Source organism: Burkholderia sp. AU30198 (assembly GCF_020419825.1).
Taxonomy (GTDB): Bacteria; Pseudomonadota; Gammaproteobacteria; order Burkholderiales; family Burkholderiaceae; genus Burkholderia.
The window spans coordinates 102,069-121,863 of the sequence record NZ_JAIZSA010000015.1 but is presented as its reverse complement, the minus strand read 5'-3'; the positions used below and the strand labels follow the sequence as shown (position 1 = coordinate 121,863).

General features: G+C 68.5%; 22 protein-coding genes. 12 read left to right on the top strand and 10 right to left on the bottom strand.

The genetic code is table 11. The annotated features are described in order from the left end of the window. Positions 1 to 30: 30 nt before the first annotated feature. Positions 31 to 867 (top strand): NAD-dependent epimerase/dehydratase family protein, encoded by an 837-nt coding sequence (locus tag LGN19_RS28435; RefSeq protein WP_226218406.1) that lies wholly within the window; start codon positions 31 to 33, stop codon positions 865 to 867. 19 nt (positions 868 to 886) lie between these two features. Here LGN19_RS28435 and LGN19_RS28430 read toward each other — a convergent pair whose 3' ends face one another. Then, positions 887 to 1,207: a DUF1330 domain-containing protein gene (locus LGN19_RS28430; RefSeq protein ID WP_226218404.1), complete on the bottom strand. Its 321-nt coding sequence runs from the start codon at positions 1,205 to 1,207 to the stop codon at positions 887 to 889. 254 nt (positions 1,208 to 1,461) lie between these two features. Here LGN19_RS28430 and LGN19_RS28425 point away from each other — a divergent pair, with 254 nt between their 5' ends. From LGN19_RS28425 to LGN19_RS28415, 3 genes are all read left to right on the top strand, one after another. Continuing rightward, on the top strand, positions 1,462 to 3,189 hold the full coding sequence (locus LGN19_RS28425; protein WP_226218403.1) for a histidine kinase: 1,728 nt from the start codon (positions 1,462 to 1,464) through the stop codon (positions 3,187 to 3,189). 3 nt (positions 3,190 to 3,192) lie between these two features. Beyond that, positions 3,193 to 3,843, top strand: coding sequence for a response regulator (locus tag LGN19_RS28420; RefSeq protein ID WP_226218401.1), 651 nt, complete (start codon positions 3,193 to 3,195; stop codon positions 3,841 to 3,843). 332 nt (positions 3,844 to 4,175) lie between these two features. Further along, a complete protein-coding gene (locus tag LGN19_RS28415; protein WP_226218399.1) occupies positions 4,176 to 5,627 on the top strand; it encodes a hypothetical protein in 1,452 nt (483 codons plus the stop codon). Between the two features lie 109 nt (positions 5,628 to 5,736). Here the strand turns inward: LGN19_RS28415 and LGN19_RS28410 are convergent, their stop codons facing one another. Further along, positions 5,737 to 6,435, bottom strand: coding sequence for a hypothetical protein (locus LGN19_RS28410; RefSeq protein ID WP_226218398.1), 699 nt, complete (start codon positions 6,433 to 6,435; stop codon positions 5,737 to 5,739). 107 nt (positions 6,436 to 6,542) lie between these two features. Next, on the bottom strand, positions 6,543 to 7,007 hold the full coding sequence (locus LGN19_RS28405; protein ID WP_122948759.1) for a MerR family transcriptional regulator: 465 nt from the start codon (positions 7,005 to 7,007) through the stop codon (positions 6,543 to 6,545). 78 nt (positions 7,008 to 7,085) lie between these two features. On the opposite strand from LGN19_RS28405, the gene LGN19_RS28400 reads away from it, so the two are divergent. The 8 genes from LGN19_RS28400 (at position 7,086) to LGN19_RS28365 (ending at position 13,290) form a co-directional block, all read left to right on the top strand. Next, the gene (locus LGN19_RS28400; RefSeq protein ID WP_226218396.1) at positions 7,086 to 8,330 is read left to right on the top strand and encodes an NADH:flavin oxidoreductase/NADH oxidase family protein; all 1,245 of its coding nucleotides are present in this window, start codon (positions 7,086 to 7,088) and stop codon (positions 8,328 to 8,330) included. Between the two features lie 193 nt (positions 8,331 to 8,523). Continuing rightward, positions 8,524 to 8,907 (top strand): DUF2946 domain-containing protein, encoded by a 384-nt coding sequence (locus LGN19_RS28395; RefSeq protein WP_174959124.1) that lies wholly within the window; start codon positions 8,524 to 8,526, stop codon positions 8,905 to 8,907. 109 nt (positions 8,908 to 9,016) lie between these two features. Beyond that, on the top strand, positions 9,017 to 9,934 hold the full coding sequence (locus tag LGN19_RS28390) for a hypothetical protein (RefSeq protein WP_226218395.1): 918 nt from the start codon (positions 9,017 to 9,019) through the stop codon (positions 9,932 to 9,934). A gap of 16 nt (positions 9,935 to 9,950) precedes the next feature. After that, complete coding sequence (locus LGN19_RS28385; protein WP_226218393.1) at positions 9,951 to 10,316, top strand: copper resistance protein CopC; 366 nt, start codon at positions 9,951 to 9,953, stop codon at positions 10,314 to 10,316. After that, positions 10,313 to 10,477 (top strand): hypothetical protein, encoded by a 165-nt coding sequence (locus LGN19_RS28380; protein ID WP_226218392.1) that lies wholly within the window; start codon positions 10,313 to 10,315, stop codon positions 10,475 to 10,477. Before LGN19_RS28385 ends, LGN19_RS28380 begins: the two co-directional genes overlap by 4 nt. 403 nt (positions 10,478 to 10,880) lie before the next feature. After that, complete coding sequence (locus tag LGN19_RS28375) at positions 10,881 to 11,132, top strand: FeoA family protein (RefSeq protein WP_031402528.1); 252 nt, start codon at positions 10,881 to 10,883, stop codon at positions 11,130 to 11,132. Further along, positions 11,129 to 12,988: a ferrous iron transporter B gene (feoB, locus tag LGN19_RS28370; RefSeq protein WP_226218390.1), complete on the top strand. Its 1,860-nt coding sequence runs from the start codon at positions 11,129 to 11,131 to the stop codon at positions 12,986 to 12,988. Before LGN19_RS28375 ends, feoB begins: the two co-directional genes overlap by 4 nt. Further along, a complete protein-coding gene (locus LGN19_RS28365; RefSeq protein ID WP_226218388.1) occupies positions 12,985 to 13,290 on the top strand; it encodes a DUF6587 family protein in 306 nt (101 codons plus the stop codon). The genes feoB and LGN19_RS28365 overlap by 4 nt, the downstream gene beginning before the upstream one ends. A gap of 123 nt (positions 13,291 to 13,413) precedes the next feature. Here LGN19_RS28365 and LGN19_RS28360 read toward each other — a convergent pair whose 3' ends face one another. The 7 genes from LGN19_RS28360 to LGN19_RS28330 form a co-directional block, all read right to left on the bottom strand. Beyond that, a complete protein-coding gene (locus LGN19_RS28360; RefSeq protein WP_226218386.1) occupies positions 13,414 to 13,863 on the bottom strand; it encodes a hypothetical protein in 450 nt (149 codons plus the stop codon). Between the two features lie 112 nt (positions 13,864 to 13,975). Then, entirely contained in the window at positions 13,976 to 16,093 is a 2,118-nt protein-coding gene (locus tag LGN19_RS28355) for a TonB-dependent receptor (protein ID WP_226218385.1), read from the bottom strand. Positions 16,094 to 16,131: 38 nt separating this feature from the next. Next, the gene (locus LGN19_RS28350; protein WP_226218383.1) at positions 16,132 to 17,595 is read right to left on the bottom strand and encodes a PepSY-associated TM helix domain-containing protein; all 1,464 of its coding nucleotides are present in this window, start codon (positions 17,593 to 17,595) and stop codon (positions 16,132 to 16,134) included. 242 nt (positions 17,596 to 17,837) lie between these two features. Further along, positions 17,838 to 18,323 (bottom strand): hypothetical protein, encoded by a 486-nt coding sequence (locus LGN19_RS28345; protein WP_226218538.1) that lies wholly within the window; start codon positions 18,321 to 18,323, stop codon positions 17,838 to 17,840. Positions 18,324 to 18,428: 105 nt separating this feature from the next. Further along, entirely contained in the window at positions 18,429 to 18,974 is a 546-nt protein-coding gene (locus LGN19_RS28340) for a hypothetical protein (RefSeq protein ID WP_226218382.1), read from the bottom strand. Then, on the bottom strand, positions 18,971 to 19,204 hold the full coding sequence (locus LGN19_RS28335; protein ID WP_174963475.1) for a hypothetical protein: 234 nt from the start codon (positions 19,202 to 19,204) through the stop codon (positions 18,971 to 18,973). The genes LGN19_RS28340 and LGN19_RS28335 overlap by 4 nt, the downstream gene beginning before the upstream one ends. Positions 19,205 to 19,292: 88 nt before the next feature. Next, positions 19,293 to 19,616 carry a hypothetical protein gene (locus LGN19_RS28330; RefSeq protein ID WP_021162626.1) on the bottom strand — a complete coding sequence of 108 codons (324 nt, stop codon included), beginning with the start codon at positions 19,614 to 19,616 and terminating at the stop codon, positions 19,293 to 19,295. Positions 19,617 to 19,795 lie beyond the last annotated feature (179 nt).

Here is a 19,795-nt window from a genome sequence, read left to right as displayed (position 1 = left end):
CAGATTTCAGGTCAGATTCAAGGAGACTCAATGAACGCCTCATCCACCGGCACGCGCAAACCGTTCGGGCGCCTGCTGCTGACGGGCGCGGCCGGCAACCTCGGCCGCCAGTTGCGCGGCGCGCTCGCCGACTGGGCCGACGTCGTGCGCGTCAGCGACATCGCGACGCTCGGCGACGCGGCCGCGCATGAAGAAACCCGTGTCGTCGATCTGGCCGACCGGGCCGCGGTGATGCAGCTCGTCGACGGCGTGGACGCGATCGTCCACCTCGGCGGCATTTCGGTCGACGCGCCGTTCGACGATCTGGTCGGCGCGAACATCACCGGCACGTACAACCTGTACGAAGCCGCGCGCAAGCACGGCGTGAAGCGCGTCGTGTTCGCGAGCTCGAACCACGCGATCGGCTTCCATCCGGTCACGGACGTGCTCGACGCCGATTCGCCGCTGCGCCCCGACAGCCTGTACGGTGTGACGAAGTGCTTCGGCGAATCGCTGTCGCGCTACTACTTCGACCGCTTCGGGATCGAGACGGTGTGCCTGCGGATCGGTTCTTCGTTCGAAGTGCCAAAGAATCCGCGCATGCTCGTGACGTTCCTCAGCTATCGCGACTTCATCGAGCTCGTGCGCTGCTCGCTGCTGACGAACCGCGTCGGGCACGCGATCGTGTACGGCGCGTCGGACAACCCGGTGAAGTGGTGGGACAACACGAAGGCCGGCTTTCTCGGCTTCCGCCCGCGCGACAGTTCCGAGCAGTTCGTCGGGTTGTTCCCGGTGACGGCGCCGACCGCCGACTACGACGATCCCGCGCAGCGGTTCCAGGGCGGCGGGTTCGTCGTCGGCGAGCCGATGGAGCGCAAGGCGTCGTAAGCGCCGCCGGCGTGGCCGATCAGCGCAGGATGTCGGTCGCCTTGTGCGGCTCGTCGACGCCGTCGATCAGGATCAGCGGGCCGCTCGCGTGTCGGGCACGCAGCGGCTGGATCTGCCGGTACGCATCCGATTCGTACCATGCGCGCGCGGTGTCGAGATCGGGAAACGCGATCGCGATCAGGTCGCCGCGCCACACACCTTCGCGTACTTCCGGCCGCGCGCCATGAATCACGAAATGGCCGTCGAACGGCGCGAGCGTGCCGTCGATGCGTTCGAGGTATTCGACGATGTCGTCGCACATCTCGACGTCGTGCAGGTGGGCGATGGCGTAGGCGGTCATGGCGGGCTCCTTGGCGTGATGCGGTTCGTGCGTCGATGGAGCCATGATCGCGGCGCGGGCGACGCGCGTCGATTACCTGCGACGTAAGCAAATCGCAACGAAGTCCCGCCTTGCCAGCCGGCCACGGGTCGGTAAGAATGCGGCGAGACCACACGCGGCCAGGCGTCGATGCGCCCGGTACGCATGACGACAATCGAACCAGCACGGCGGCCGCCCCGGCGCGTTCGCCCGATCACCACGCAACGCTATCCGCCATGATCCGGCGCGCTACCCGCCATCCGCTCGCGATCGCCGCGATCGTCCTGATGCTGCTGCTCGGCGTCACGCACCTGGTCGTCGTCCAGCTCGACGCGCGCGCCCGTGCCGCGGCCGACCTGAAGTTCGGCGAATTCGTCACCGATACGAGCAACAAGATCCAGGTTCAACTGTTGCGCTATGTGGACGTGCTGTCCGGCGTGCGCGGGCTGTGGTCGGTCGTCGGCGAGCCGACGCAGCAGCAGTTCACCGACTACGTCGCGTCGCTGCACCTGGCGCGGCGTTTCCCCGCGCTCCAGATGATCAACTACTGCGACTACGTTGCGACCGCGGACACGCGGCAATACGAGCAGACGATGCGCGTGCGGCTGCGGAAACCCGATTTCACGGTGTTTCCCGCGAGCACGCCGCATCCGTTCCGGGCGGTCCTGCGCTACAACATGCCTTATACCGCGATCTACATCGGGCGCGACGTTGCCGTGAACTTCGGCTGGAATGTCGCGGAAGAGACGAACCGGACAGGCGAGCCCTATACGTCCGGCGTCGGCGTTGCGCAACTCGACGGACACGTCGGCCCGGGCCTCGGGATTCGCCTCGCGGTCTATCGCGGCGGCGAGGTGCCGCCCCTCGCCGAGCGTCTGTCGCGCGCGATCGGGTCGGCCGGCATCTTCGTCGAGGTCCGTTCGCTGATTCGCGAGGCGGTGCCTGACGACGACTGGCAGTTCGTGTCGCTGCGGCTGCACACGGTGGCGAAGCCCGGTGAAGTGGCCGATGTGCGGCGCCGCGTGCTGTTCGCGTACGACAACGACGCGCTGTCCGGCAAGCCGACGATGACGGAGCGCCGCACGTTCGTGGTCGCCGGCCGGCAGTTCGTGCTCGACATCGCGGTGCCGGCCGGCCACTTCCAGGACGTAATCGGCCGCCATCTCCGTGCGATCGGCTATGCGCTCGGCAGCGCGATCAGCCTGGCCAGCGCGTTCATCATCTACCTGCTGCTCGTGTCACAGCGCCGGCTGTCCGACACCGTCACGCAGCAATCGGTGTCGCTCGCGAGCACGCAGCACCAGGTGTCGACGCTGCTCGACGCGCAGCTGCGTGCCGAGCGCGAGCTCACGCGGCAGGGCGAGCGGGAGCGCCAGCAGATCGGCCGCGAGCTGCACGACGATCTCGGCCAGAAGCTGACCGGCGCGTCGCTGATGCTGAGCACGCTCGCGCAATCGCGCCGCGACGGCGCGGACGACCCACAGCAGGTGATCGACAAGGTATCGGCGATCGTCGAGGACGGCATCGAGACGATCCGCACGCTGTCGCGCGGGCTGTCGCCGTTCGACGGATCGCCGCACGATCTCGCGGCCGCGCTGCGCGAACTGTGCGGCGATGTCGACCGCATTGCCGCCGGCGGCTGCCACCTGAGCGTCGAGTACGATACCGAGTTGCTGTCGCCGGACGCGTCGCTGCACCTGTACCGGATCGTGCAGGAATCGATCTCGAACGCGCTGCGGCACGGGCGTGCGACGCGGATCGAAGTCGCGCTGTGCGACATCGACGGCCGCGTCGCGCTGTCGATCCACGACAACGGCACCGGTTTCGCGCCGGGCATCGATCCGGCCGCGCAGCCGGCCTCGCGCCTCGGGCTGCGCAGCATCCGCTCGCGCGCGCAATTGCTCGGCCTGCAGGCGCGCTTCCTGACCAACGAAACCGGCGGCATGACCGTCGAAGTGAACTGACCGATGAACCAGACCCTCGTGCTCGTCGACGATCATCCGATCGTTCGCGAAGGCCTCGCGACGCTGCTGCATTCGGTGCCGGGCTACCAGGTGGTCGCGCAGGCCGGCAACGAACGCGACGGCCTGGACGCCGTGCGCACGCACCGGCCCGACATCGCGGTGATCGACCTGATGCTCGGCGACACGCTTGCGCTGCGGCTGATCGAGACGATCGCGCAGACGTATCCCGACACGGCGGTCGTCTGCATCTCGATGCACTCGGATGCCGCGTATGCGGAACCGGCGGCGCTGGCAGGTGCGCTCGGCTACGTGAACAAGGCGAACGTGAGCCGCACGATCCTCGACGCGATCGACTCGGTGCTGCGCGGCGTGCCGTATTTCCCGCCGGAAGTGCAGCAGAACCTGCTGCGCCGCGCGCGCGGCCAGGCCGCGAAGCCGACCACGCCGCTCGCCGCGTTGTCGCCGCGCGAGATCGAGATCCTGCGGATGATCGGCGAAGGGCTGACGAAGCAGCAGATCGCCGAGCGGATCGGCCGCAGTGCGAACACGGTCGAAGCGCATCGCACCAACATCAAGCGCAAGCTCGGCCTCGACAACAACGCCGAACTGATCCGCTTCTCCGCACTGAACCTGTCGCCCGCACCCACGCGCTGAACCGCGAAGCGAGGCCCCCTCGCTCACGGGTTGATGGCGACATCGATCCGTCGAGCGATTGTCCGGCCCGCGCGCCGGCCCTACGATCCCGATCAATACGACAACAACACCGCGGGGTCTTCATGCCATTCCGACTTTTGCCCGACAGGCCCGGCCCGGCCGGCCTGTTGCCGGACCCGCGCGACCTGACGGCCTGAACGCAGCGGCCGCGCGCACGGCAAGTGCCTGCCGTCGCGCGTGCCGCTGTCGCTCGCGCATCGCTTGCCGGCGCCGACGTCGTCGCACCCGGTTCGTCGTTCACATCCTTTCACCACCACAAGAGCGAGACCACGATGAAACAACAGACCCTGGCCGGCCTGCTCGCCGGCACGACCCTGCTCGGCGCGCTGGCCGGATGCGGCGGCGGTGGCGACAGCAGCACGCCGTCGTCGAACAACAGCGGCAACAGCAACGTGACGACGACGCTGAGCGGCACGGTCGCGACCGGCGCGCCGCTCGGCAACGCGACGATCACGGCGTACGAAGCGGACGGCAGCGAGTGCGGTTCGGCCGTGAGTGCGGCGGACGGCACCTACGTGATGCACAACATCCACTGCACGTCGCCGTTCCTGATCGAGGCGCAGACGGCCGACGGGCTGCTCGTGTCGCCGTACGTCGGCTCGGGCATCGTGTCGAACATGAACGTGACGCCGCTCACGACCGGCATTTTCTTCGGCACGATCGCGAAGAGCGGCATCACGCGCACGCTGACCGATTCGCTGCAGACGCTCGATGACGCGCAGCTCAAGGGCTATTACGCGAACGTCACGGCCGACCTGCAGACGATGTTCCCGCCGTCCGCCTATGGCATCGACTGGATGAGCACCGATCCCATCACGACGCCGTTCCAGGCGAACCACCAGCTCGTCGACGCCGTGCTCGACCATCTCGGGCTGATCCGTCCGACGGCCGACAACCCGTCGGTGACTTACGTGAATACCAGCACGAGCCAGAAGTTCTCGACGACGGCATCGGACAACGGCGGCGCGGCGGCGGTCAGCGGCGTGACGGCGCAGGCGCCGCTCGCGTCGTCGGTCGCGCCGGCGAACACGACGGTCGGCTATCTCGACTTCAACTACCGGCAGCCGCTTGCATCGACGACGAGCCTGCGCGGGTCGATTCTCGATTCGGGCACATCGGGCGTTTCCGGCGGCGGGATCGCGGGCACGGTGTCGTTCGGCAGCCCGCAGGTGGCGTCGGCGTTCACGAGCGTCGGCGGCAACTACACGTGGGGTTCGAATATCGCGGCGGCCAACGGGTTCGATGCGAGCGCAACCGATTTCAACCTGCCGGCCGTCGCGATGCTGTGCCAGTCGATCGCGGGGCAGGGCACCGGGTCGTCGTACCTGAAGTCGACCGACGTGCTGGTACCCGCCGACGCGGTGCCGGTGACGCAGGCGTCCGACCTCGTCGGCGTGTCGTTTACGCGTTACTACGAGGATTGCCTGCAGGGCGGCACGAGCCCCGCGACGACGACCGGCAACTACCTGTCGTTCGACGGGCAGGGCGGCGCGACCTTCGTCGTTGCGAACGGCGGCTCGACGCCGCAGACGATCTCGGTGCCGGCCACGCAGGTGACGGGGGCGCTGACGGGCACGCCGCTGGTGTCGCTCGGCGGGCAGCCGGGCAACACCGTGTTGTCGGCATATCGTTACCAGACGGCGTACGGGATGACGCGCTACGTGCTGGTCGAGCGCGGCAGCGCGGGCGCATCGTCCGCGTATGTGGGGGTCTGGCTGCAGTAACTGGTGGTGAGTCGACCGGCGAGGCTGACCATGTCCGCATGCCGCGCCGGTCGATCCGCGTGGCGTGCGGGTGCCTTGCCTTGTCGCGTCGCGTCGCGTCGCGTCGCCGTCAATGCGGCTTGCTGCAAGCCGGATCGGTGTCGCGCCGCTCGGCCGCATCACACCAGTAACTCGGCCGCCATGCTTCGAACGTGACGGCTTTCGCGGCATTGGCGCGCGTGACGCGCACCGGGTCGGCTTTCAGCGCATCGCCGTCCGGGTCGTCGTTGGGCCGCCAGTTCCGCATCACTTCCCGATGGAACACCCAGGTGTGATGCGCGACGTCGTAGCGAAACGTCACGCGGTCGCGCCAGTGGCTCGGCCCCGCGAAGACACCCTGTTCGACCGTGAAGGTGCGAGGTTCGATCGTGAGCGCGTTGTCGGCCACGCCATCGAGATACGGGTCGCCCATGCCGCCTTCGTCGGCTTTCATGATCACGGCGTCGTTGCGCGCCGCCAGCCGGTAGTGCCCGTCCTGGCCCGGCAGGAAGATCAGCAGCGGACGCAGCGACGCCTTGCGCATCGAATCGTCGGGCTGATGCGCGACGACGACATAGCCGATGCGGGCGCTGTCGGTCAGTCGTCCCGACGCGGCATCCAGCGCTTCGTAGCCGGCGGGAAGCTGCGCGACGATGTCGTGCGGAAGACCGGCGGTGTCCGGGCAGCGGATCGAAGCCGGCGTGTCGCCGCAGGTCGCGGCGAAGGTGCTGCCGATGCCGAGCGTCAGCAGCGCGGCGACGAGGAATCCTTTGATGCGGGGGATCGTCATGCGGATCGGGATTGGATGAGGTCGCGCTGTGGAAGCCGACGGGCACGCGTCGTCTTGTTTCGCCGCAGCGCAGGTTGTGTATTTGTCGGGTGACGCTGTGTAGCCAGTCATGCGCGCTTGCGCGTCGGCCGCGGGACGGGCACGGGCACCGGTGCCGGCGGCTCGTCGGCCTGCGCGCACAGCCGGTCGAGCATCCGTTGCGCGGCGCCCGCGCAATCCTCGCCCTCCGGCTTGTTCACGATCTCCTCGATCAGCACTTGCAGATGTTGCCGGTTCTGCGCGAGACGCTGTTCGAGCAGCGCGATTTCGTCGACCTTGTGCCGCAGCGCGACCAGCAGTTCGTCGCGCGGCCACGCGCCGAGATCGGGCGGCAGCACCGCGCGGATTTCGTCGAGCGCAAAGCCCGCGCGCTGCGCGCGGTCGATGATCGCGAGCCGCGTCAACGCTTCCGACCCGTATTCCCGATAGCCGTTTGCCTGCCGACGGGCCGGTTCGAGCAGGCCGCTTGCTTCGTAGAAACGGATGCGCGATGCCGCAAGGCCGCTTGCTTTCGCCAGTTCGCCGATTTTCATGGTGTGCTCCAAATGACGCTTGACCTTGAAGTTGACTTTAAAGTTATCGTTGGGCATCGTCAATCGAGGGTGCCCTCCATGAACCTGTTTACACCGCTGACACTGCCCAACGGGGCGGTGATTCCGAACCGTCTGGCCAAGGCCGCGATGGAAGAGAACATGGCCGATGCGAACCACGCACCGTCCGACGCGTTGCTGCGCCTGTATCAGGCGTGGGCCGATGGCCAGGTCGGCCTGATCCTGACCGGCAACGTGATGGTGGACGGCCGCGCGATGACGGGGCCGAACGGCGTCGTGCTCGAGAGCGATGCGCATCTCGACCGCTTCCGCCGCTGGGCGCAGGTGGCACGCTCGGGCGGCGGGCATGTCTGGATGCAGATCAACCATCCGGGGCGCCAGATGCAGGCGGCGCTCGGCCAGACGACACTCGCGCCGTCGGCCGTGCCGCTCGCGCTTGGCGCGCTGTCGAAGCAGTTCCCGGTGCCGAAGGAGATGACGCCAACCGATATCGCCGACGTGCAGCAGCGCTTCGTGCGCGCCGCGCAACTCGCGGAGCAGAGCGGCTTCACCGGCGTGGAGATTCACGCGGCGCACGGCTATCTGCTGAGCCAGTTCCTGTCGCCACTGACGAACCGCCGGCAGGATCAGTGGGGCGGCAGCGTCGAGAATCGCGCCCGCCTGTTACTCGATATCGTGCGGGACGTGCGCGCGACGGTGTCGCCGGAGTTTGCGGTCGCGGTCAAGCTGAACTCGGCCGATTTCCAGCGCGGCGGCTTCAGCGCGGACGATGCAAAGCGCGTGGTCGAACTGCTGAATCCGCTCGGCGTCGATCTCGTCGAACTGTCGGGCGGCAGCTATGAAGTGCCGGCGATGCAGGGCGAGGCGCGCGACGGACGCACGCTGGCCCGCGAAGCGTATTTCCTCGAATTCGCGCGCGACATCACGGCCGTTGCTCGGATGCCGCTGATGGTCACGGGCGGCATCCGGCGCCGCGCGGTTGCCGAGCAGGTGGTCGACAGCGGCGTGGCGATGGTCGGCATCGCAACCGCGTTGTCGATCGAGCCGAACCTGCCGCGCGACTGGCGGGCCGGCAAGGACAGCGCGCCGGTGCTGGAGCCGATTCGCTGGAAGAACAAGGCACTGGGCGCGCTGGCCAACATGGCCGTCGTCAAGTTCCAGCTGACGCGGCTGAGCGTTGGCCGCCGCACGCACCCGCAGGTGTCGCCGCTGCGCGCGCTGGTCGGCCAGCAAATGGCTGCGCAGTGCCAGACGCGGCGCTACCGAAAGTGGATGGCGGGGCGCGCGGCAGGCACGCGTGCGTGACGTGTGCGCGCAGGGCTGCATCGACCGCCCCGCACGGATCGGCCCGCCGCCTGGCGGGTCGTTTCAAGGCTCGATCCTTTCGGATGACTTTCCGAAATATCGAGCCTGTTTACTGCATTATTCAGGCGCCTGAGCGTGATTTCAGCGTGGCATAATCCACCACCTTCATCGCCAGACATCCTCGTCGCGCGTCATGCACGTCGCCCGTTTCCGCAAGCCAGGCAGCCTGATCGGATTGATCGCAATCCTGATGATGGCGCTCGCCCCTGCGGTCTCGCAGATGATGGCGTCGCGTCACCGGCTCGTCGATGCGCTGGCCGTCTATTGCACGGCGAGCGTCGAAGAAGCGGTGGTCGCGCACGACGACGGCAAGCCCGCGCATGGCGTCAAGGCGCACTGGCAAGCTTGTCCATATTGCAGCTTCGTTGCTCACGCCGCCGCGCTGCCGGGCCATGCCGTCGCCTTCGCCGTTCCGCTTCCGGATGCGCAGCGGCCGATCGTGTCGGCATCGATTCCGGCCCGCATCCGTCTCGTCCATACCGTCGCGCAATCGCGTGCGCCGCCCGCGTTCTCCTGAGTTCGTCTGATTTTCCTGCCTGACACGCCGCCGCTTCGCACTCGGAGCGAGCGGCCGTTCGTCGCGCGCGTGCGCGACGGCATCGAACGACAACCGGAGAACACACAACATGCCCCGCTTGAACGAACGGCACGCGCCCCGCGCATGTGCCGCGCTGCTGGCCGCCTTGGCCGGCCTGTCCCACGCTTCTTTCGCACACGCGCACGCCGTGGTCGGCGATCGCGTCTTTCCTGCGACGATGACCGTGGACGACCCCGGTGTTGGCGACGAATTCGACACGCAGTTCGGTCACATCAAGTCCACCGACGACAGCGGCAACAGCTTCAACGTCAATACCGTGTCGTACGAGTGGGACAAGCTGATCACGAAGAACCTCGCGTTCAGCGTCGCCAGCCAGTACGTGTCGCAGAACGTCCCGGACGGCGGCTCCGCGAAGGGCTGGGACAACGTGACGCTCGGCGTGAAGTACCTCGCCTATGTGAATCCCGCTCACGAATTCATGGCGTCGGTCGGCCTGAAAACCCAGATCGGCGGCACCGGCGCGAAATCGATCGCGAATCCGTACTCGACCTTCACGCCGGCCGTCTATGTCGGCAAGGGCTTCGGCGATCTGCCCGCGTCGCTCGGCTACCTGCGCCCGCTCGCGCTCACGGCCGAGCTCGGGCCGAACCTGACCACCGCGTCGTCCGACCAGGGGCCGAATTCGCTCGGCTGGGGCGTGACGCTGCAATACAGCATCCCGTACCTGCAGCAGCAGGTGAAGAATCTCGGCCTGCCGCAACCGCTCAGCAACATGATCTTCGTCGTCGAGGCACCGATGAGCACCTGTACCGCGGGCGCGTGTTCGGGGCAGACGACGGGGACGCTCAACCCGGGTGTCCTGTGGCTCAATCGCTATGGGCAATTCGGTGTCGAAGCGCAGATTCCGGTCAACCGGGCGAGCGGCCATCATGTCGGCGTGCTCTTCGATGCGCATCTGTATTTCGACGACCTGTTCCCCGGCTCGCTCGGCAAGCCGCTTTTCTGATCGACGGAGAAACCACATGAACCGCTTGACCACGATGCGTGTGGCTGCTGCCGCGCTGATGCTCGCCGGCGCGCAGTTCGCGCATGCCCATGCCTTTCCGACGCATCAGGCGCCGTCCGCGGGCGAGACGGTGACCGCGTCGCCGCCACGCGTCGCGATCGATTTCGACGACGGGCTCGAACCCGCGTTCAGCTCGATCGCCGTCACCGATGCGCAGGGCCACGCCGTCACGAGCGGTAAAGCCGAAGTCGACGCGTCGAACCGCAAGCACATGTCCGTCGCGCTGAACCCGCTGACGCCGGGCATCTACACGGTGGCATGGGTGGCCGTCGCGCTCGACGGCCACCGCACGCAGGGGCACTACGCGTTCACGGTGAAGTGACGGCAGGCGTGCTCGTCGACGCGCAGAGCGCGCTGGTGGCCGGGCGAGACCTCCTGTTTGCCGTCGCGACCGGCGCGTTCGCCGTCGTGCTCGTCACGGGGTTCTACAACGTGCGGCGGGATACGGCGCTCACCGGCGCGCGGCCGCTCGGGCTGGTGTAGGGCCGCGTCCTCGCGGCCCAACTCGCGTGCGTCGCGTGCGCGCCGCTGCCCGGCGGCTGGAACCGGATGGTCGCGCTGCCTGCGCTGCGCCTGCGCGCCGAACAGCACGATCCCGGCTATCCCGCCGCGCAGCGGCACTTCGACGCAGTGCTCTGAGCCGAGGCCGCTGTCATGCGCGCGGCGCTCGGACTCGCCGCGGTGCTCGGCCAAACAGCGCCGACCGCCGGCGCGCCTTGAGGCAGCATCCACGGCCGCAAACATCGAGGGCCTCGCACCGGGGCCTGCTTCACCCTGATGTCACATCGCGGTCGCCCAGGTTCGTGCCGACCGTCGCGTCGCGATTGTGCGTGGCCACTTATAATGAGAACGATTTTCATTTTTCTTCCGTAGCGTTCTCCCCGCCATGCGCCTCTCGAATCTGACCCAACACACGCCGGCCCTGGTCGACCATGTCGACGACGCGCGGCCCGACGACCCCATCGCCCAGCGCCTGCGCGATCTCGGCTTCGTGCGCGGCGAGCCGGTACGCGTCGTGGCGCGCGGGCCGTGGGGCGCCGATCCGCTGCTGATCCAGGTCGGCTCGACCCGCTTCGCGCTGCGCCGCGCCGAAGCGGAACGTGTCAGCGTGAGCGTGCAGGAGGGCGGCCAGTCATGAGCGCCACGGCATTGCGTATTGCGCTGGTCGGCAACCCCAATTGCGGCAAGACCGCGCTGTTCAACCAGTTGACCGGCGGCCGGCAGAAGGTCGCGAACTATGCCGGCGTCACCGTCGAGCGCAAGATGGGACGTTTTGTTGCGCCGTCGGGCCGGCAGATCCAGGTGCTCGACCTGCCCGGCGCGTACAGCTTCGATTCGACGAGCCCCGACGAGCGCATCACGCGCGACGTGCTGCTCGGCCGTCACCCGGGCGAAGCGCCGCCCGACCTCGTGGTGTGCGTGGCGGATGCGACCAACCTGCGCCTGCACCTGCGCTTCGTGCTCGAAGTGCAGCGCCTCGGCCGGCCGGTCGTGCTGGCGCTGAACATGATGGACGCGGCCGAACGCCGCGGCATCCGGATCGACGTCGACCTGCTGGCGCGCGAGCTGGGCGTGCAGATCGTGCAGACGGTGGCCGTGCGGCGCGGCGGCGCGAGCCGGCTCGTCGACGTGCTCGACCGCGCCGTCGCGAACCCGCCCGCGGCACCGGCCGGCCAGCCGGCCGCGACCGGCACGGCCGATCCCGACGCGATCCACACGCGCGTGCGCGCGCTGCTCGCGGCCGCCGTCGTGATGCCGCGCGCCACCGACGTACGCGACGATCGAATCGACCGCTGGGCGCTGCATCCGGTGCTCGGGCTCGTGATTCTCGCGGCCGTGATGTTCCTGGTGTTCCAGGCCGTGTATTCGATCGGCAAGCCGATGACCGACGCGATCGGCGACGGCTTCGGGTGGCTCGGCACGCTGGCCGGCGCACACCTGCCGGACGGGCCGCTGCGCGGCCTCGTCACCGACGGGCTGATCGGCGGGCTCGGCACCGTGCTCGGCTTCCTGCCGGAAATCCTGGTGTTGTTCCTGTTCATCCTGGTGCTGGAGGAGTCGGGCTACCTGCCGCGTGCCGCGTTCCTGCTCGACCGGATGATGGTGTCGGTCGGGCTCACCGGCCGCTCGTTCATTCCGCTGCTGTCGAGCTTCGCTTGCGCGATTCCCGGCGTGCTCGGCACCCGCAGCATTACCGACCCGCGCGACCGGCTGGCGACCATCCTGGTCGCGCCGCTGATGACGTGTTCGGCGCGCCTGCCGGTGTACGCGCTGCTGATCGGCGCATTCATCCCGTCGCAGCGCGTGCTGGGCGTCTTCAACCTGCAGGGCGTCGTGCTGTTCGTGCTGTACGCGGCGGGCATCGGCGGCGCGATGCTGGTGGGCTGGATCATGAAGAAGGTGCGCGGCCCGCAGGGCGAGCACGCGCTGCTGATGGAGCTGCCGTCGTATCGCCTGCCGCGCGTGCGCGACGTGGCGATCGGCCTGTGGGAGCGCGGCTCGATCTTCATGAAGCGGCTGACCGGCGTGATTCTCGCGCTGACCGTGCTGATGTGGTTCATCTCGACGTTCCCGTCGCCGCCGGCCGGCGCGGTCGGCCCCGCAATCGACTACTCGTTCGCCGGCTACCTGGGGCGTGGCCTGCAGTACGTGTTCGCGCCGCTCGGCTTCAACTGGCAGATCAGCCTGTCGCTGATCCCCGCGTTCGCCGCGCGCGAAACCGCCGTCGCGGCGCTCGCGACGGTCTACGCGGTGAGCGGTGGCGACGCCGACATCGCGAGCGTCGGCCACGCACTTGCCGCCAACTTCTCGGTCGCCAGCGCGTTGTCGCTGCTGGCGTGGTTCGCGTTCGCGCCGCAATGCATGTCGACGCTGGCGGTGATCCGTCGCGAGACGGGCTCCTGGCGCAACGTCGCGATCTCGTTCAGCTACATGTTCGTGATGGCGTATGCCGCGTCGTTCGCCACCTACCAGATCGCGCGGGCGCTGACATGAGCGCGGCCCTTGCCTGGCAATACGCGGCGATCGCGGTGCTGGTCGCCGCCAGCGTGCTCTTCATGTTCCGCAAGCTCGCGCCGAAACTCGCGGCGCGCGGCCAGCGCGCCGCCGCACTCGCGTTGTCGCGGCCGGGCCGGCCGCGCGCGCTGCGCTGGCTCGGCGCGCGCCTGATGCCGGGCACCGCCGCGGGCGGCGGCTGCAGCGACGGCTGCAGCACCTGTGGCGCCTGCGACACTGGCGGCGCGCCCGCGCCGTTGGACGAACAGCCGCTCAGGTTCCATTCGCGCGCCGGAGACTGAAGGGCGCGGCGAGGGTCGCGATATCGCGACCGGACAATGGCCCGGCCATCGCATGCGCGGCCGGGTTCCGGCGGGGTCGGCCGTCGCGACAGGCGTGCAGCGCGCTGGCCGCGCGGCGTCTCCCTACCATTTGAAAGTGCGCCACCGGTACGTATCGTCGAGCGACTCGATGACGAGCCGCTCGACCGGCACCGGCTTCACCGATCCGCACCACTCGAGCGGGTCCGCACCCTGCCGCATACCCTCCGTGACGAGTGCGTCGCGCGCCGCGTCATCGACACGCGCGCGCTGCCAGAGCGTCTGGTCGTGAAGCAGCTTCGTCGCATCGATCCCGAAGCGCACCAACCCGCCGCCGGCCTGGCGCGTCTGCCACATCGTCAGTGTCACGCGATCGCCGGTCACGGGATCGATCGCCCGCCTGTTGGCCATCTTCTCCCAGTGGGGATTGCGCGAGAACCAGGCGACGGGTTTCGCTTCAGGCGCCATGTCGAGCGCGTTCGGCATGATGACTTCGCTCATGACGATCGACTCGAAGTGCAGCATGACCGTGTAGTGCCACGCCATCGTAGCCATCCGGCATTCTCCTTTTTCGAATGAACGTGTCCGCCGCGCGATCCGGCCCGGCCCGCCCGCGTCGTCCGCCGTGGCGGATCGGCGGCGCGGGCGCGGACTGCATCGCGTCGCGTCAGAACCGGTAGTTCGCCACCACTTCGAGCCGCCGGTCGTTGCCGAGCAGGTACTGCGTCTCGTTGTAGTACGCGGACTGCACGAAGCGCCGGTTGAACACGTTGTAGGCGCGCGCGGTGATCGTCGTGTCCTTGCGCGGCTTCCACGCGAGGCCGAGGTCGACGGTGGTGTACGACGGCATCACGAGCTGGTTCGCGGTGTCGGCGAAGCGCTTGCCGACGTACTTGACGCCCGCGATGCCCGTCCAGTCCGGCGCGAAGCGCCAGCTCACCCACAGGTTCGCGAGCCGCTGCGGCACCGATATCGGCACGTTGCCCGCGCGCGAGACCGTCGTGCCGCCGGACGTCTGCTGGAAGTCGTCGTATTTCGCGCGCAGGATCGACACGTTCGCGTCGACGCGCCAGTCCTTCGCGATTTCCGCGCCGACCGTCGCCTCGAGCCCGCGCGACGACTGCTGGCCGACCTGGATCGACTGGTTCGGGTTCAGCGGGTCGGCCGTCAGGAGATTGCTCTTGACGATCCGGTACGCGGCCAGTGCCCATTCCGCCTTGCCGCCGAGGAACGACTGCTTCACGCCGATCTCGATCTGCCGGCCGGTCGCGAGCGTGAAGTTCGCCTTCGACGCATTCAGCGACAGCAGCGAGCTGATCGGATCGGCCGCGACCGAATACTGGCCGTACACGGCGAGGCCGGGCTGCACGTCGTACACGGTGCCGATGCGCCAGCCCGTGTTCGCGAAGACTTTCGTGAACGCGCCGCCGTTCACGAGATCGTCGCGGTTCACGCTCGCGTGGTCGTAGCGCAGCCCGCCGATCACCGACCAGCGCGGCGTGAGCTCCAGCCGGTTCTCGGCGAACAGCGCGTACTGGTTCGCCTGGCTGCGGTACTTCGGAAAGGTGCCGGCCGTGTTGATGAAGCTGCCCGGATCGAAGTTGAACGGATCGACCGTCGACGTGCCCGAATACGGCGAGTTGTTGTCGTGCTGGAACGTCGTGTGATTGAACTCGAAGCCCGCCGAGAACGTGTTGCGCATCCCGAGCAGCGCGGTGGTCACGGTGGCCGCCGTCACGTTGCCGTACTGCTCCTGGTCGTGGAAGATCTCCGTGAAGCTGCTGCGCCGCACTTGCGCGGTCGACGGCAGGTACGTGTAGTACTCGGCATCCTTCCAGTGACGGTTGCTCTTCATCCGGTACAGCGTGCTCGTCACGTTCAGGCTGTCGCTCGGCTGCCAGTTCGCCGATACCGTCGCCCAGCTGTCGCGGAACGCGATGTCGCTGTCGCCGACGTTGTAGTTCTTCTTGTCGAGCGCGCGATCGCGCGCACCGTTGACGAGCGGCACGCCGAAATACTGCATCGGATGCTGAAAGCCCTGCGCATACGACGCCGTCACGTACAGGTCGGATGTCACGTCATAGCGCAGCGCGCCGGAGATCGACAGGTTGCGCGAATTGCCGCGGTCGACCCAGTTCGACGAGCGGTTGCCGCTGATGTCGAAGCGGTACGACAGCTTGTCGTTGATCGCGCCGCCGCTGCCGAACGCGGCCCGCGCCGTGCCCTCGGTGCCGCCGCCCACCTGCAGCTCGTTCTGGATCGCGCCGCGCGTCGGCTTCTTCGGCACGATGTTGACGACCCCGCCGATCGCGCCTTCGCCGTAGATCACCGAAGCCGGGCCGCGCAGCACGTCGATGTGGTCGACCGACCACGTGTCGAACGGAAAGGTGATGCCGATCGCGCCGTACGGGCGCACGCCGTCATAGAGCTGCGTGACCGACGACGCGCCGACGAAGCCGCGCGCGCCGAGCTCCGAGCCGCCGTTGCCGGGATGCGGTGAGGCGCTGATGCCGGTGGCGCGGCTCACCGCGTCGACGATCGAACTGTCGCCGCGCGTGTCGAGCGTCTTGCGGTCGATCTGCTCGACGCTCGCGGGTGTTTCGAGCGATGTCAGGCCGAGTCGGCTGCCCGTATCGAGCGGCTGCGTGAGCGGCGTCGCCTTCTGCGCATTGACGCGAATCGGTGCAAGCGTGGTGCCGGTTTGTTTGGCGTCGCTTTCCTGGGCTTGCCCGGCCGGCGCGAAGGCCGCGAGAAACGCGGCGGGCAGCATCAATCTGAACTTCATGTTTCGTTATCCTTCGAATCGGTGGAATCGCTTCGCGATCACGCTGCCGCGCGTGCCGCACGGCCGAACAGCAGACGGTCGAGCAGCCAGACCGCGACGATCGTCGCGCCCATCAGCGGGAAGACGACGCCGAGCAGCACGAGCCCCGCGATCCAGCCGCGCATCGGCGGCCTGCCGCGCTCGCGCGACGGCGCACCGAGCTTGGCCGCCGGGCGGCGCTTCCACCACATCACGGTGCCCGTGACGGCCATCGCGGCGAGCCCGAGCGACAGCACCGCGCAGACGATCTGGTTCGCGAGCCCGAAGTAGCGGCCCATGTGCAGCGACGTGCCATACGACACGGCGCGCGAAACCGCGCCATAGTCGTCATAGCGGATGTCCTTCAGCACGGCCCCGCTGTACTGGTCGATGTAGATCGTCCGCTCGGCCTTCGGGTCGTCCGGGAAGTACGACGCGGTGAATACGCCGTCCGCGCCGGACGGCAGCGCGAGCGTGTAGCCGCTCGTCACGCCGAGGCCCGCGACGATCGCGATCGCGCGGGCCAGCGGCAGCGGTGCCGGCGTCGGTGCCGACGGCGAATGCGGGACGGGCACGTTGCCGACCGCCCACGGCGTTTGCGGCAACGGCAGGTCGTCCATCACCATCCCGGGCATCGACTCGCCGGATTCGTGATGATGGCCGGACGGCGCAGCGGCCTCGGCAGGCGCGGGCGCCGCGGCAGCACCCGGGCGCGTCGAGCGCACCGACCCGCCGCCCCATGCGCCTTCCGGCGCGCCGAGGTTCACGGTCGCGGCCAGCGCCTTGAAGTTCTTGCCCCACGAGCCCGACCACGGCAGCCCCGTCAGGATGAACGCCACCGTGCCCGCCGCGAGCCAGATGCCGGCTGTCGCGTGGAGGTTTTTCCACAGCGGCCGGCCGCGCAGCGACAGGTCGGGGCGCAGTGCCTGCCCGACGCGCGCAGCGCCTCGCGGCCACCACAGCGCGATGCCGGTGCCGATCATCACGAAGGTCCAGCACGCGGCGAGCTCCATCAGCAGTTCACCCGTCTTGCCGAGCAGCAGCTTGCGGTGCAGCATCCGGTCGATCTGCATGAAGCGGTTCTCGACGCTCAGCGTGCCGAGCACGCTGCCGTCGTACGGGTTCACGTACACGCTCTCGCGGCTGCCGTCGCGCAGCCGGAACACGTATTCGGCGCTGCGGTCCGGCGCGGTCGAGACCTGGACGGAAACCGGCGTCGCGCCGGCCGGCATCGCGGTGCGCGCGTTCGCGAGCAGCGCGTCGGGATCGAGCCGCGGCGTGGCACGCGGCTCGACGACGAGCCGGTGCGGATACAGCAGCGGCTCGATCTGCGGCTGGAAGCAATAGAGCGTTCCGGTGATCGCGAGGACCACCAGGAACGGCATCACGAACAGGCCGGCATAGAAGTGCCAGCGCCAGAGCGTGCGGTAACCGGCGTGGGCGGATTGGGCGGGCGAGATCGCCCGCTCGACGGTGGTCGACATGGTGTCAGCTCCTCGTGTTCGTTGAGCGGCCACGCCGGCGCGGGCCGGCGGACGTCAACGTGCGTCGCGCCCGCCTGCGCGCATCGGCGGAACGGGCGGCGCAACGCCATGCGCGGAAGGGGCGCATGACGGCGTCGCCCGCGCGATGCGGGCATGCGGGTGAACGCTTGAATCAGGTCGTACGAGACGAATGGCGTGCAGGCCCATGCACATCGACGTGCACGAGCCGCTGGACGGAACCGTCAGCAGAACAGAGGAGGCGCGCGGGAAGGTGGGCGATCGTCGAAGATCGATCGCACGAAGGGAATGCTGTCGAAGTGAATCCGGAAGCGCCGCGGCGCGGCGGCGGGAAACAGCAACACCAGCAGCACGAACGACGCGAGCGCCGTGAACAGCGCGGCACCGAATGCACACAGGCTGTCGCCGTTTCCGGAGGACGCCGTGTTGTCGGCATGCGCGTCATGCTTGAGCGCATCGGCGAGCGCCAGCGCGTCGTTGGCCGGTGTGATCGGCGCGCCGGCATCGAAATGGGCAGCCAGCGCGGCCACGTTGACGATCAGCGGGCCGCGGCCCGAACACAGCACCACCGAGCCCGCATCCGGACCATCCGGATCGAGCATCACGGCACCCGACATCAGCGCGCGGGACAGCAGCGTCACGAGGAGGAACCCCCACAGAAGCTGTCGCGCGACACCGTGCCGGAGCAGGAAGCGGCGAAGTGCATTCATGGCGCGCGATTGTACCTCCGTTTGCGGGGAGGGGGCGGCCGTCACGCTGATGCGCGGCATCGGCCCGGCGTGCCGCCGGCAGCGGATCGGGCGTGTCCGCGGCGGCTAGTCGGAGCCGCACGCGCCGCTGCCGGGCGGCGCGTTCGCCGGGCCATACGACCAGCTGCCGTCCGCGCGGGCGGTCAGCACGTTGCCCGAGCGCCGGTCGTAGAGATGCCACTGTTCGTCCGCCGGGTCGTCGCCGTAGGGCCAGGTCGTCAGCTTGCCGCCGAGGTCGAAGTCGAACGCCCATGAACCCGGCTGGGCGCGCGGTGCGACCGATTGCAGGATCTGCCCGTCGAGACGTTGCGCGGCGGCCGCGATGTCGCCCGATCGGGATTCGCTGTGCGCGAGCTCGTGACCGTCGAGCGAGATCGACCAATGGCAGTAACAGATCCACAGATGCCCGTTGCCGGTGATCGTCACGTGCCGCGACGCGAGCCGGTCGCGCGCCGCCGCCGACAAGCCGCGCGCGCCGGCGAGCGGCTCCCTGACATGCAGCGCGGGTTGCCCGAATTCGAATGTGAGAAAGCTGCCCTGGCCTTTCGTCACGGACCAGGCCGGGGTTTCGCAGATGGCCGGCCAGATCCGGTCGAAGTCGAGCGCGTTCACGGCGTGCGTTTCACATCGGCGAAACCGGCGTCGGCGTCGTCCGCGCTGGCGTCATCGTCGGCCAGCAGATCGGAGAGGTCGGCCGGCGACAAGCGCCGCATCGTGCGCTCGACGTCGTGATCGTAGCGGCGATCGTTCGGGTCGAGATGCTTCTGCGCACGGCGCCCGTAGCGCTTCACGAACACGCCGAGTGCGCCGGCCAGCCGGGATTTCCGGTTCCTGATGCTCATGCGGCGAGATTATCGGGCATGCGCACGAATCGGGCATGGCTGCCGTGGCCGCGCTTGCCGCGTGCGCCAGCCGCTGCGTGGTACCGGCTCAGGCCGGATACGCATCGTCGACTTTCAGGTTCGCGAGCCGGAACAGCGTGCGCAGCGTCTGCGGATGAATGTCGCGGTGCGCGGCGAGCGACGTCAGCATGAAGTCGAGCACCTTCGCGTAGCGGAGCAGCACGAGGCAGCGCGCGAGATCGGGCGTGCGGCCGCGCATGTCCTCGGCGAGGTGGACCATTTCGGTGGACAGCGAGCGCGCCATCTCGAGTTCCATCTGCTGTTTTTCGGTCCAGTCGGGCAACGGCTGTTCGAGCAGTTTCGCGAGAAAGAGCTGGAACGACGTGTCGGACGAATTGGGCAGCGCATCCATGAAGGGCCTCGTTGCTTGCGCGGATCGATCGGGCGTATCCGGTGGATGTGCCCGAGGGTGTATTCGTGTCCGCGCGGTGAACGGCGCGGCTGTCCCCCGAACGGAACGCAGGTTCCGTACCAGCGCCGCGAAACGATGGTCGAGCATGGTTGAGCGGCGCTGCGGCGCAGGGCGCCGAG

Coding starts and splice junctions, on each gene's coding strand:
- LGN19_RS28410 (WP_226218398.1), bottom strand. CDS start 6,435: ATGACGATCCCCCGCATCAAAGGATTCCTCGTCGCCGCGCTGCTGACG.
- LGN19_RS28345 (WP_226218538.1), bottom strand. CDS start 18,323: ATGAATGCACTTCGCCGCTTCCTGCTCCGGCACGGTGTCGCGCGACAG.
- LGN19_RS28385 (WP_226218393.1), top strand. CDS start 9,951: ATGAACCGCTTGACCACGATGCGTGTGGCTGCTGCCGCGCTGATGCTC.
- LGN19_RS28420 (WP_226218401.1), top strand. CDS start 3,193: ATGAACCAGACCCTCGTGCTCGTCGACGATCATCCGATCGTTCGCGAA.
- LGN19_RS28435 (WP_226218406.1), top strand. CDS start 31: ATGAACGCCTCATCCACCGGCACGCGCAAACCGTTCGGGCGCCTGCTG.
- LGN19_RS28415 (WP_226218399.1), top strand. CDS start 4,176: ATGAAACAACAGACCCTGGCCGGCCTGCTCGCCGGCACGACCCTGCTC.
- LGN19_RS28330 (WP_021162626.1), bottom strand. CDS start 19,616: ATGGATGCGCTGCCCAATTCGTCCGACACGTCGTTCCAGCTCTTTCTC.
- LGN19_RS28335 (WP_174963475.1), bottom strand. CDS start 19,204: ATGAGCATCAGGAACCGGAAATCCCGGCTGGCCGGCGCACTCGGCGTG.
- LGN19_RS28355 (WP_226218385.1), bottom strand. CDS start 16,093: ATGAAGTTCAGATTGATGCTGCCCGCCGCGTTTCTCGCGGCCTTCGCG.
- LGN19_RS28430 (WP_226218404.1), bottom strand. CDS start 1,207: ATGACCGCCTACGCCATCGCCCACCTGCACGACGTCGAGATGTGCGAC.
- LGN19_RS28360 (WP_226218386.1), bottom strand. CDS start 13,863: ATGGCTACGATGGCGTGGCACTACACGGTCATGCTGCACTTCGAGTCG.
- LGN19_RS28400 (WP_226218396.1), top strand. CDS start 7,086: ATGAACCTGTTTACACCGCTGACACTGCCCAACGGGGCGGTGATTCCG.
- LGN19_RS28350 (WP_226218383.1), bottom strand. CDS start 17,595: ATGTCGACCACCGTCGAGCGGGCGATCTCGCCCGCCCAATCCGCCCAC.
- LGN19_RS28395 (WP_174959124.1), top strand. CDS start 8,524: ATGCACGTCGCCCGTTTCCGCAAGCCAGGCAGCCTGATCGGATTGATC.
- LGN19_RS28375 (WP_031402528.1), top strand. CDS start 10,881: ATGCGCCTCTCGAATCTGACCCAACACACGCCGGCCCTGGTCGACCAT.
- LGN19_RS28390 (WP_226218395.1), top strand. CDS start 9,017: ATGCCCCGCTTGAACGAACGGCACGCGCCCCGCGCATGTGCCGCGCTG.
- LGN19_RS28405 (WP_122948759.1), bottom strand. CDS start 7,007: ATGAAAATCGGCGAACTGGCGAAAGCAAGCGGCCTTGCGGCATCGCGC.
- LGN19_RS28365 (WP_226218388.1), top strand. CDS start 12,985: ATGAGCGCGGCCCTTGCCTGGCAATACGCGGCGATCGCGGTGCTGGTC.
- feoB (WP_226218390.1), top strand. CDS start 11,129: ATGAGCGCCACGGCATTGCGTATTGCGCTGGTCGGCAACCCCAATTGC.
- LGN19_RS28425 (WP_226218403.1), top strand. CDS start 1,462: ATGATCCGGCGCGCTACCCGCCATCCGCTCGCGATCGCCGCGATCGTC.